This window comes from Streptomyces hirsutus (assembly GCF_001418415.1).
GTDB lineage: Bacteria > Actinomycetota > Actinomycetes > Streptomycetales > Streptomycetaceae > Streptomyces > Streptomyces hirsutus.
Genome location: NZ_LIQT01000399.1, coordinates 1 through 11351 on the forward strand (window position 1 = coordinate 1; position 11351 = coordinate 11351).

10 protein-coding genes and 1 pseudogene are annotated in these 11351 nt (G+C 71.3%); 8 read left to right on the plus strand and 3 right to left on the minus strand.

Translation table 11 applies throughout. The features are described from left to right. Positions 1-46: 46 nt before the first annotated feature. Both AOK11_RS27865 and nudC read left to right on the plus strand, forming a co-directional pair. Positions 47-1201: pseudogene (locus AOK11_RS27865) on the plus strand (M20/M25/M40 family metallo-hydrolase); the annotation flags it as partial. A gap of 156 nt (positions 1202-1357) precedes the next feature. After that, a complete protein-coding gene (gene nudC / locus AOK11_RS27870) occupies positions 1358-2302 on the plus strand; it encodes an NAD(+) diphosphatase (RefSeq protein WP_055596484.1) in 945 nt (314 codons plus the stop codon). 158 nt (positions 2303-2460) lie between these two features. Here the strand turns inward: nudC and AOK11_RS27875 are convergent, their stop codons facing one another. Next, positions 2461-2703 carry a mycoredoxin gene (locus AOK11_RS27875; protein WP_055596485.1) on the minus strand — a complete coding sequence of 81 codons (243 nt, stop codon included), beginning with the start codon at positions 2701-2703 and terminating at the stop codon, positions 2461-2463. A gap of 152 nt (positions 2704-2855) precedes the next feature. Here AOK11_RS27875 and AOK11_RS27880 point away from each other — a divergent pair, with 152 nt between their 5' ends. The 4 genes from AOK11_RS27880 (at position 2856) to AOK11_RS27895 (ending at position 6499) form a co-directional block, all read left to right on the plus strand. Further along, positions 2856-5159 carry an ATP-dependent DNA helicase UvrD2 gene (locus AOK11_RS27880; protein WP_079035130.1) on the plus strand — a complete coding sequence of 768 codons (2304 nt, stop codon included), beginning with the start codon at positions 2856-2858 and terminating at the stop codon, positions 5157-5159. Positions 5160-5324: 165 nt separating this feature from the next. Further along, entirely contained in the window at positions 5325-5639 is a 315-nt protein-coding gene (locus tag AOK11_RS27885; RefSeq protein ID WP_055596487.1) for a hypothetical protein, read from the plus strand. Positions 5640-5810: 171 nt separating this feature from the next. Further along, on the plus strand, positions 5811-6179 hold the full coding sequence (locus AOK11_RS27890) for a WhiB family transcriptional regulator (protein WP_055573144.1): 369 nt from the start codon (positions 5811-5813) through the stop codon (positions 6177-6179). Continuing rightward, complete coding sequence (locus AOK11_RS27895; RefSeq protein WP_055596488.1) at positions 6176-6499, plus strand: hypothetical protein; 324 nt, start codon at positions 6176-6178, stop codon at positions 6497-6499. The genes AOK11_RS27890 and AOK11_RS27895 overlap by 4 nt, the downstream gene beginning before the upstream one ends. Before the next feature lie 421 nt (positions 6500-6920). Here the strand turns inward: AOK11_RS27895 and AOK11_RS27900 are convergent, their stop codons facing one another. Together AOK11_RS27900 and AOK11_RS27905 are read right to left on the minus strand one after the other, a co-directional pair. Beyond that, positions 6921-8453: an ABC1 kinase family protein gene (locus tag AOK11_RS27900; protein ID WP_079035132.1), complete on the minus strand. Its 1533-nt coding sequence runs from the start codon at positions 8451-8453 to the stop codon at positions 6921-6923. Continuing rightward, a complete protein-coding gene (locus AOK11_RS27905) occupies positions 8446-9672 on the minus strand; it encodes a TOMM precursor leader peptide-binding protein (protein ID WP_055596489.1) in 1227 nt (408 codons plus the stop codon). Before AOK11_RS27905 ends, AOK11_RS27900 begins: the two co-directional genes overlap by 8 nt. A 232-nt stretch (positions 9673-9904) precedes the next feature. Between AOK11_RS27905 and AOK11_RS27910 the strand changes: the two genes are divergently transcribed. Both AOK11_RS27910 and AOK11_RS27915 read left to right on the plus strand, forming a co-directional pair. Further along, positions 9905-10501, plus strand: coding sequence for a M48 metallopeptidase family protein (locus tag AOK11_RS27910; RefSeq protein WP_079035133.1), 597 nt, complete (start codon positions 9905-9907; stop codon positions 10499-10501). 135 nt (positions 10502-10636) lie between these two features. After that, a partial coding sequence (locus tag AOK11_RS27915; RefSeq protein ID WP_167353840.1) for a TerD family protein occupies positions 10637-11351 on the plus strand: 715 nt, incomplete at its 3' end.

The window sequence follows — 11351 nt, forward strand, 5'->3', positions numbered from 1 at the left end:
GGGCGCCCCGGGGTCCGAGGAGGGCCATTCGGCGTAGACGGCGGGGGCGCCCACCGTTCTGGTCTACGGCCACCACGACGTGCAGCCCGCCGCCCGGGAGGACGGCTGGCACAGCGAGCCCTTCGAACCCGTCGTCCGGGACAACCGGATGTACGCGCGTGGGGCGGCCGACGACAAGGGCCAGGTGTTCTTCCACGCCCTCGGTGTCCGGGCCCACCTCGCCACGACCGGCCGCAGCGCCCCCGCAGTGCACCTGAAGCTGCTGATCGAGGGCGAGGAGGAATCCGGCTCACCCCACTTCCGGACCCTCGTCGAGCGGCACGCGGACCGGCTCGCCGCCGACGTGGTGATCGTCTCCGACACCGGGATGTGGTCCGAGGACACCCCCACCGTGTGCACCGGCATGCGCGGCCTCGCCGAGTGCGAGATCCGGCTGCACGGCCCGGACCAGGACATCCACTCCGGTTCCTTCGGCGGCGCGGTGCCCAACCCGGCCACCGCCGTCGCCCGCCTGGTCGCCGCGCTGCACGACGAGCACGCGCGCGTGGCGATCCCCGGCTTCTACGACGGCGTCGTAGAGCTCACCGACCGCGAGCGCGAACTCTTCGCCGAGCTGCCCTTCGACGAGCGGGAGTGGCTGCGCGCCGCCTTCTCCCACGCCACCGCCGGCGAGGCCGGATACAGCACCCTGGAGCGCGTCTGGGCCCGCCCCACCGCGGAGGTCAACGGCATCGGCGGCGGCTACCAGGGCCCCGGCAGCAAGACGATCATCCCGTCCTCCGCCATGGTCAAACTGTCCTTCCGGCTGGTCGCGGGACAGGACCCCGACCACATCGAGAAGGCCGTCCGCGACTGGGTGGCCGGGCAGATTCCCGACGGCGTCCGGTACGAGATCGCCTTCAGCCCCGCCACCCGCCCGTGCCTGACCCCGCTGGACCACCCGGCCCTCAAGTCCGTGGCCCGCGCCATGGGCCGCGCCTTCGGCACACCCGTCCGCTTCACGCGCGAGGGCGGCTCCGGACCGGCCGCCGACCTCCAGGACGTGCTCGGCGTCCCCGTGCTCTTCCTCGGCATCTCCGTTCCGTCCGACGGGTGGCACGCCCCCGACGAGAAGGTCGAACTGGACCTGCTCCTCAAGGGTGCCGAGGCCTCCGCACATCTCTGGGACGACCTCGCCGAGCACTGGCAGCGCGTGCCCTGAACGCTCCCGGGCCGTCCGACCCGGGCCGCCCGCGCGGGGCACACTGGAAGCGCCCCGCCGCCGCGCGCGCCGCCGGGCCCGGTCGTCTCCCGCCCGCACGACCCGCCGAACCGACCGCCGATCCCATCCGTTTCACCGGGGGAGTTGGAAGCACCCGTGACCACCTGGACCGACCACACCGCCGACCGCCCCGTCTCGCTCACCGCCCCGAGCGGCATCAACCGCGCCGCCCACCACCGGCTCGACGAAGCATGGCTCGCGGCGGCCTGGAGCCACCCTTCGACGCGCTGCTTCGTGGTCTCCGGCGGCCAGGTCCTCATCGACGAGACGGCCGACGGCCGCACCGAACTCGTCATGACGCCCTCCTTCGAGGCGCCGCTCACCGAAGCACACCGCTATTTCCTGGGCACCGACGAGGACGGCGTCAGCTACTTCGCCCTGCAGAAGGACGCCCTGCCGGGCCGCATGGACGAATCCGCCCGGCCGGCCGGCCTGCGCGAGGCGGGCCTGCTCCTGTCACCCCGCGACGCGGGCCTGATGGTGCACGCGGTCGCCCTGGAGAACTGGCAACGGCTGCACCGCTTCTGCTCCCGCTGCGGCGAGCGCACCGTCATCGCCGCGGCCGGCCACATCCGCCGCTGCCCCGCCTGCGGCGCCGAGCACTACCCGCGCACCGACCCCGCGGTGATCATGTCCGTGATCGACGACCGGGACCGCATCCTGCTCGGCCGCCAGGTCCACTGGCCCGAAGGCCGCTTCTCGACGCTCGCCGGCTTCGTCGAGCCGGGGGAGTCCATCGAGCAGTCGGTGCGCCGCGAGGTCCACGAGGAGGTCGGCATCACCGTCGGCGAGGTCGAGTACGTCGCCAGCCAGCCCTGGCCGTTCCCCTCCAGCCTCATGCTGGGCTTCGTCGCCCACGCCACCTCGACCGAGATCGAGGTCGACGGCGACGAGATCCACGAGGCCCGCTGGTTCTCCCGGGACCAACTGGGCGCCGCTTTCGAGTCCGGCGAGATGCTCCCGCCCTACGGCATCTCGATCGCGGCCCGTCTGATCGAGCGCTGGTACGGCAAGCCCCTCCCGACCCGCGGCGCCTTCTGACCCGTACCGCCTTCCGGCCCGCGGCGCTTTCGGCCCGCACCGCCTCTTGCCCCCCGGTGCCCGCAGTACAGCGAAAGAGCGGGGTGGGCGTCCCACGACCAGGCCTTGACCAGGCCCTCGGTCAGGAACGCCCACCCCGCTCCGGGTGAACCGCTCGCTCAGACGCCGATCTTCTGCTTCACCTGCGCCAACGACGGGTTGGTGAGCGTCGAACCGTCATTGAAAAGCACGGTGGGGACTGTCTGGTTCCCGCCGTTCGCCTTCTCCACGAAGGCCGCGGAGTCCGGGTCGTGCTCGATGTTGATCTCGGTGTACGCGATGCCCTCGCGGTCCATCTGACCCTTCAGACGGCGGCAGTATCCGCACCACGTGGTGCTGTACATCGTCACAGTGCCCGGCATGTCTCTCGCGCTCCTTCGGCGACTCGGGGAAGTCCTCGCTGAGGAGGAACGTACTTGAAAGCGCCACCATTCCCCGGGCCGTGCCCGCCCCGCCCGCGTGACGTGATCTCCACCCCGCCTGCGTGACGCGAGGCCTGCCGCACGAGGACGTGATGCCGGTCGCATTGGTACGACTGCGAAGGCGCGCCTGTGGACAACCGGCTCAGCCGTCTCCGGCGACCTGGCAGCATGGCCGTGTGACAGCAGCAACGCACTCCCCTCTCTTCCCGCGGGTACCGGACTCGGCCGACGCGGTGCTCGAAGGGCTCGACCCCGAGCAGCGCGAGGTCGCCACCGCCCTGCACGGCCCGGTGTGCGTGCTGGCGGGCGCCGGTACCGGAAAGACCAGGGCGATCACCCACCGGATCGCCTACGGGGTACGCGCCGGGATCCTCCAGCCCTCCAGCGTGCTCGCCGTCACCTTCACCAACCGCGCCGCCGGGGAGATGCGCGGGCGGCTGCGCCAGCTCGGCGCCGCGGGGGTCCAGGCCCGCACCTTCCACTCGGCGGCGCTCCGCCAGCTCCAGTACTTCTGGCCGAAAGCGGTCGGTGGCTCCCTGCCCCGGCTGGTCGACCGCAAGATCCAGCTCGTCGCCGACGCGGCCGCCGCCTGCCGCATCCGGCTCGACCGGGGCGAGCTGCGGGACGTCACCGCCGAGATCGAGTGGTCCAAGGTCACCCAGACCGTTCCCGCCGACTACCCGCCCGCCGTCGCCAAGGCCGAGCGTGAGGCACCCCGGGACCCCGCCGAGATCGCCCAGCTCTACGCCGCCTACGAGGACCTCAAGCGGGAGCGGGGAGTCATCGACTTCGAGGACGTACTGCTGCTCACCGTGGCCGTGCTCCAGGACCGCCAGGACATCGCGGAACAGGTCAGGGCCCAGTACCAGCACTTCGTCGTCGACGAGTACCAGGACGTCAGCCCGCTCCAGCAGCGGCTGCTGGAGCTCTGGCTCGGCGACCGGGAGAACCTGTGCGTGGTCGGCGACGCCAGCCAGACGATCTACTCGTTCACGGGGGCAACGCCCGACCACCTGCTCGACTTCCGCACCAAGCACCCCGGTGCCACCGTGGTGAAACTGGTCCGTGACTACCGCTCGACCCCCCAGGTGGTCCGCCTCGCCAACGGGCTGCTCGCCCAGGCACACGGCCGGGCCGCCGATCACCGGCTGGAACTCGTCTCCCAGCGCGGCCCGGGGCCCGACCCCGTCTTCATCGAGTACACCGACGAACCCGCGGAGGCCGAGGGCGCCGCGCGCCGGATCGGCGAACTGATCGGCGCCGGTGTCCGGGCCAGTGAGATCGCCGTGCTGTTCCGCACGAACTCCCAGTCCGAGACCTACGAGCAGGCCCTCGCGGACGCCGGAGTGCCGTACCAGCTGCGGGGCGCCGAGCGCTTCTTCGACCGTCCGGAGGTGCGCAAGGCGGGCAGCGCCCTGCGCGCGGCGGCCCGCTTCGGCGGCAACGACAGCCTCCTCGACGACGTGGTGGACCTGCCCTCCCAGGTACGTGCCGTGTTGTCGGGCGAAGGCTGGACGGCGCAGCCGCCGGCGGGTTCGGGGGCGGTGCGGGAGCGCTGGGAGTCCCTGGCCGCTCTGGCGAACCTCGCCCAGGACTTCACCGCCGCGAAGCCGGACGCCACCCTCGCCGATCTCGTCGCCGAACTCGACGAGCGGGCGGGCGCCCAGCACGCCCCGACCGTGCAGGGCGTCACGCTCGCGTCGCTGCACTCGGCCAAGGGCCTGGAGTGGGACGTGGTCTTCCTGGTCGGTGTCGCCGAGGGCATGATGCCGATCACCTACGCGAAGACCGACGAACAGATCGAGGAGGAGCGCCGCCTCCTCTATGTAGGTGTCACCCGGGCGCGGGAGCGTCTCCACGTCTCCTGGTCGCTCGCCCGCTCGCCCGGCGGGCGGGCCAACCGCCGGCCCAGCCGTTTCCTCGACGGGCTGCGTTCCGGCTCGCCGGCCGGCCGCGGCGGCGCGGCCAGCAGCGGCAGCGGAGCCATGGGAGGTGTGGAGCGTGGTGTGCCCGGAAGGGCGACCGCCGTCTCCGCGGCCCCGGAACCGAGACGCAGGCACCGCAGCCCCGCCCGCTGCCGGGTCTGCGGCCGCACGCTGACGGACGCGGGCGAGATGAAACTGATGCGTTGCGAGGACTGCCCCTCCGACATGGACGAGGGTGTCTACGAGCGGCTGCACGACTGGCGGGGTGAGCAGGCGCGGCGCAGTGGCCAGCCCGCCTTCTGCGTCTTCACCGACAAGACGCTGATGGCCATCGCCGAGGCGGTCCCCGAGGACCCGCCGGGGCTCGCCCGCATCCCCGGCGTGGGCAAGCGCAAGCTGGACCGCTACGGGGCCGACGTACTGGCGATCTGCGCAGGCAGGGACGGAGCGCAGGACAAAGATCAGGACTGATTCCAACTCGTCGGGAAAATAGTTTGCGCATGCCCCGGGAATCCCCATAGGTTCTTAGACACGAGAGCAGCGGCCTTCTCGGAGGCCCTGATTCCGTGTTGTACTTGCATATCCGTCGGACCGGCTGACCCCGGTCCCCCGATGCGCCGAGAGGAGGCGAGTCCTGTGATCAACATCAACCCCAGCTCCATCGTGAAAATGACCGATCGCTCGGCCGTCTCCCTGTGCATTCTCGGCGCCTCGAATCAGGGCACCGGTCTGTCCGGCATCTCTGCCGCACGTCCGGCGTCCTCCGTTGCTCCTGCGGGCCTTGTCGTCCGTGAGCGCGATGAGCGACCGATCAAGGCACTGGAAGCGGTAGAGGCACAGGCGAAGGCCTATGCCTTCGCGGCGGCCGGTGCCGGATTCCGGGAGCAGACGACGCAGCACCACCTGATGTGGGCCTTCCGTGGGCCAGAACCCTGGAGTGATCCAGCCTGATTCGATCAGGCCGGCGCCTCAGGGCCGCGGAACCCCATCCGGGATCCGCGGCCCTTCTGTTTGTCCCCGAACGGGGACGACGGACCGAAGCGCCTCGGGACAGGACAAGAACCCGGTACCAGCCGCCACCCGGCCCACCGGCCGGAAACGACCAGACGAGGAAGACGAACCGTGCAACTCGAAGCGCACGCCCCGTCCGTACCGCCTTCCGACACGATCCCCAAGCCCGGCTCCACGGAGGACCCGACCTTGACTCCGCTCACCGCGCTCACCGCGCTCGACGACGCCATCGAGAACCTCGGCGTACCCGTCCCCTGCCGTTCCTACGACCCGGAGGTCTTCTTCGCCGAGTCGCCGGCGGACGTCGAGTACGCCAAGTCCCTCTGCCGCACCTGCCCGCTGATGGAGGCCTGCCTCGCCGGCGCCAAGGAGCGGCGTGAGCCGTGGGGCGTCTGGGGCGGCGAGCTGTTCGTCCAGGGCGTCGTTGTCGCCCGGAAGCGGCCGCGTGGCCGTCCGCGGAAGAACCCGGTCACGGCATGAACACCCCAGGAACGATCGACCGCCCCCTCACGCACGACCCCCAGAAGCAGGCCCCGATGATGCCGACCGCCGACGAGCCCGCAGGCTCCGCGACCGAAGACTTCACCACTTGTGGTGCGAACGACTCGCGCCAGAACAGGACCCGTGAGATGCAACTCATTCCAGAAGCCCTGGCCCGTGCGCATATGCACGAGCGCCTGCACGAGGCCGAGCAGGAACGTCGGGCGGCACGCCTGATGACCGCTCGCCGGATGCAGCGCCGCGCCGAGCGCGCCTCCCAGCGTGCCCGCCGCGCACTCGCCATGGCCGTCATGCAGTAACCGATCCAACCGATCGAGTCGATTCGACCTTCGAGTCGCCCCAGCCCGTCGTGGCTCTCCCCGCGGGGGCCGGTCCGTGCCGAACGGACCGGCCCCCGCGGTACGTTGCGCCGAGCGGGCCGTCCGGTACGGCATGGTCGCACCGGGTGACGAGCCATTCCGCAGACGCAGACGCAGACGCAGACGCGGACGGAGACGGAGACGGCGGCTGCCGCTCGGCTGCGGAACAGACGCCCCGGAGGTGCGCCCGCTGCGGTGTGACGGCCGAGGGCCCGCTGCCGACCCGGACCCTTTCAGCGGAGAGCGGCACCCGTCGGCACTCCTGCGAGGCCTCTTCCCTGGAGCACCTGCGGGCGATCGAGGGACGCCTGGACGCACAGTGGTGGTGACTGACAGCGGGCGCGGTCCGGATCGGTGTCCCTCACGCCTGCGCCGCCGACGCCTCCTCGGCCGGTTCGACCGCCTCGTCCCCGGTGGCCGCCTCCGAAGGCTTCCCCTCCGAAGACTTCCTCGCCGCGGGCTTCCCCTTCGTGGGCTCCTTCACCAGGATCTCGTCCACCGCCTGCCGCGGCACCAGGTCCCCTGCTTCCCCTGCTTCTCCTGGTGTCGCTGCTTCCGCCTCCTTCGGGACGAACCCCGGCAGCCACTCCCGCAGTTCGTCACGCAGCCGTACCGTCCCGCCCAGTTGGCACAGCACACCGATCGTGCTCAGGGTCACCCGGTGGATCAGCAGATACGCCGGGGGAAGGTTGAGCTGCTTGGCCAGCTGATAGGCGGGGGAGCGGGGGTCGCCGATGCGGGCGGCCTGGCCGCGCATCCAGCCACGGGTGAACGTGAACGCCTCGATCTGCGCCGGTTCGATGATCGGCAGGAGGTACGCGAGGACCGCGTCGGGATCCAGCTCGACGGTCTCCCTGATGAACCCCTCCGCGCACAGCATCTCGTAGACGGCCTCCGCCTCGCCGTCCAGCGTCATCCGCAGTGCCTCGCCGATGGGAGCGGGCAGTCCGCCCGGCAGCCGGTCGACCGTGCCGAAGTCCAGCACACCCAGACGCCAGTCGTCCTCACCGTCCGGGCCGCCGGGCAGCAGACGGAAGTTGCCCGGATGCGGGTCGGCGTGCAGCAGCCCGGTGCGGGCCGGCCCGGAGAACAGGAAACGGGCGAGGAGCTGACCTGCCCGGTCCCGCTGTTCCTCCGTACCGTCCGAGATGATCTCCGACAGCGGTACGCCGTCCATCCACTCGGTGACCAGCACCTGCTCGCACTGGTGGACCACCGCCGGTACGACGACATCGGGATCGTCCGCGAACTCCTCGGCGTGGGCCCGCTGGGCCTGGGCCTCCAGACCGTAGTCCAGCTCCTCCGCGACCCGGTCCTTGAGCTCCGCGATCAGCGGCTTGATGTCCATTCCGGGAACCAGCGGACCCAGCAGCCGGGCGAACCGGCTCAACTGGTTCAGGTCGGACAGCAAGGCCTCGCCGGCGCCCGGATACTGAACCTTGACCGCCACCTCACGGCCGTCGTGCCACACCCCATGGTGCACCTGGCCGATCGAGGCCGCGGCGGACGGCTTGTCCTCGAACTCCAGGAACAGATCGGGCCAGTCCTCGCCGAGCCGCTCCTCCAGCACCGCGTGCACGGTCCGGGTCGGCATCGGCGGGGCCGCCTCCTGAAGTTTCGTCAGCGCCGCACGGTAGGGTCCGGCGATCTCCTCCGGCAGGGCCGACTCGAAGACCGACAGGGCCTGGCCGAACTTCATCGCACCGCCCTTGAGTTCGCCGAGCACCTTGAACAACTGCTCCGCGGTGCGCTGCTGCACCTCGCGGCCGACGATCTCCGCGGACTCGCCCACGATCCGCTTGCCGAGCCCCCAGGTCGCCCGCCCGGCGAAGCCGAGCGGGAGCGCGGCCAGTTTGGCGGTCCTGGTGACCGCCTTCCGGGGAAGATCAGACATGAGCCCTCCAAGTCCCTGCCGGCCGCTCCGCGTCCGCCTGACGGCACAACTTCCTCGACGGCCCGTGCGGGGTCATTGTCTCGTGCGTCCGGCCGTGTTCGGAGGTCTGCTCCGACTCCGTTTCCGCCGCGTTCTGATCCGCCGCTCCGCACGGACACCCGGGATGCGCCCCGACCGGCCGCGCATGCCAGTGCAGACCCGGGAGCGAAGCCTCCCAGCGGGCACCGGCACTGGACGGAACATGGCCGTCCAGGAAGGCGAGCACATGGGCACCGGCCAGTCCGGCCACGGTCGCGGCCAGTGACAGATCACAGGCTCCCACCCGGCGCTGCCGCCCGGAACGCCACTGGGCGACCATACGCGGCCAGGTCGGATCCCGGTCGGTCCTCTCTTCCTGGAGACAGCCCGCGCAGCCTGTCTCACCGGGCAGGACGAGCGGACCGACGACGCCGGTCGCCTCCACCACGCCCACGTAGAGGTGGGGTGTCCCCGAGGCCATCAAAGGCTCGGTCCCCGCCGGGTCCGGGGTGTGCACGGAGACGTCGTCCCGCGGAGCGACGACCACCAGGGAGAACCCGGGGGCGCCCTCCTCCGGAGGGGACTGAGCGGTCCGACGCGGCGACCGGTCCGGTGCGGCCCGGCGCACAACACGGCGGGCCGCCTCGTGCCTGCGGTCGCCGACGGCTTCCGGGGGCAGCCCGCCCGGCGCGACGTCCCAGGGCTCGACCCGACCGATGTCGCGCACGTCGACCTCACCCACCCCGGCACCGGACAGCAACGCCGCCAGCATCGAGCCGACCCGGCCCGCGCCCCTCACCTGCACCCGGGCTCCGCGGCGCGCCGCGAGGCGTCCGAGTGCGTCGCCCGGCGCGGAAGTGGTCAGGGTCAGCGAGGCCAGATCCGGACGCAGCCGGTCGAGGACCTCCTGCTTCCCGCGCAGGGCGTCGGCGGCCGGACCGCCGCCCCGGGAGTCGTCGAGGAGCCCGGCCCGGGACAGCCGGGCCACGAGCCGGTCGACATGACCGTCGGGCAGATCCATCCGCAGGCCCTCCTCGCGCAGACGATCGAGCCCACGGGTGCCGTTGAGCAGATCGAGGAAGCTGCCCGTCGCCGTGTCCATCGGCCCCAGGGTCAACGCGTGCGCGGGTGTCATCCCGAACTGCACGGTGTTGAGGTCGCGCCAGCCGCGCCGGAGCGCCGGCTTCACCATCGGATGCATGTCAGGTCCCCCGTGTCTCCCTGAACGGCTGCCGCTCGAACGGCTGCCGTAGTACCGTCGCCCACCCGTGGGCCGGTCGGCGGATGCCAGCATGCCCGGATTTGGAGCGACTCGCGGAAAGTTGTCCACAGGCAAGGTGATTCGTCATATAAATCCGGCGCATGGCGGGGGGATCGGTATCGAAGCGTCCCGGAGCCGGGACTTCCCCGTGTGCAGCGGGTAACGTCGGGGCGTGCCCGCCGACCCACTGCACAGCGCCACACCTCCTCAGCGCAGCACGACGAGTCAGCCGACGAGCGGCTCACGGGCGAGCGCGATCGAGGTCCGCAGGAGCGCCCGCCGACGCAGAACGGTCTCCGCGTACCGCGAGGGCGATCGTACGGTGGTGCTCATCCCCGCCCGGATGTCCGAGGCGGAGGAGCAGCGCTGGGTGAACGTCATGCTCGACAAGCTGGCGGCCCAGGAGAGCAGGCGGGCGCTCGGGGACACCGAGCTGGCCGAGCGCGCCGAGCGGCTGTCGGCCCAGTACTTCAACGGGCGGGCCCGGCCCCACTCCGTACGCTGGGTGACCAACCAGAACACGCGCTGGGGTTCGTGCACGCCGTCCGAGGGCAGCATCCGCCTGTCGCACCGGCTGCAGGGCATGCCCGAGTACGTCGTCGACTACGTCCTCTGCCACGAACTGGCTCACCTGCTCGTGCCCGGACACGGGCCCGGCTTCTGGCGTCTGCTGGAGGCGTATCCGAAGACGGAACGGGCCCGGGGCTACCTCGAAGGAGTGGTCGCGGCCGAGCGGCTGCCCCATCTGCCGGGGGCCCACAACGGGTGAACGCCGCCCGACGTGGGTGTCCGCAGGGGCGCCCGCGCGTTATGTACCGGGTCTGTACCGGCTTCATCGGATGTCCGAGTTTGCGGTTAGCCTGGCGCGACGCACTCACATTCGGGACGGGGGACGGTCGTACGCATGGCCAGGGAATTCCAACGCGGCCACAAGGCCAGGATCAGTGACCTCACCGCGGGTACGGATCTGTACGTAGGCGTGCAGATCTCCGGCCCCGGACTCACCTTCGACATCAGCTGCTTCGGCCTCGATGCCGACGAACGGCTCTCGGACGACCGGTACTTCATCTTCTTCAACCAGCCGAAGTCCCCCGAGGAGTCCCTTCAGCTGCTGGGTCCCCAGGCGGGAGACACGGAGTCCTTCCGCGTGACGCTGGACGGGATTCCGCAGCAGATCAAGAAGCTGTCCTTCACGGCGACGCTCGACGGCGTCGGGCAGATGTCCCAGATCGGTCCCGGATACATCCGCATCGTTGCGGGCGGCGAGGAAGTGGCCCGCTATCCCTTCAGCGGCTCGGAGTTCTCCACCGAGCGGGCGGTGATGCTGGGGGACTTCTACTTCAAGGACGTATGGCGGTTCGCCGCTGTCGGACAGGGCTTCGACGGCGGTCTCGAAGCGCTGCTGAAGAACTTCGGCGGCGAGGTGGCCGAGGAGGAGCCCGCCGCCCCGCAGCAGCCGCAGCCGCCGCAGGCGGGAGGCGCTGTCCCGGGCTTCGCCCCGCCCGCGTTCGGTGTTCCCGGCACCCCCGCGCAGGCTCCCGCTCCCGTCCCGGCACCGGCCCCTGCTCCCGCACCGGCGCCTCGGCCCGCCGCGCAGGGGTTCGCCCCTCCCCCCGGCG

Bases quoted from the DNA above. Each gene is read 5' to 3' on its own strand.
- AOK11_RS27875 (WP_055596485.1), bottom strand. From the start codon at position 2,703: ATGCCGGGCACTGTGACGATGTACAGCACCACGTGGTGCGGATACTGC.
- AOK11_RS27880 (WP_079035130.1), top strand. From the start codon at position 2,856: ATGCCGGTCGCATTGGTACGACTGCGAAGGCGCGCCTGTGGACAACCG.
- AOK11_RS27895 (WP_055596488.1), top strand. From the start codon at position 6,176: ATGAACACCCCAGGAACGATCGACCGCCCCCTCACGCACGACCCCCAG.
- AOK11_RS27900 (WP_079035132.1), bottom strand. From the start codon at position 8,453: ATGTCTGATCTTCCCCGGAAGGCGGTCACCAGGACCGCCAAACTGGCC.
- AOK11_RS27905 (WP_055596489.1), bottom strand. From the start codon at position 9,672: ATGCATCCGATGGTGAAGCCGGCGCTCCGGCGCGGCTGGCGCGACCTC.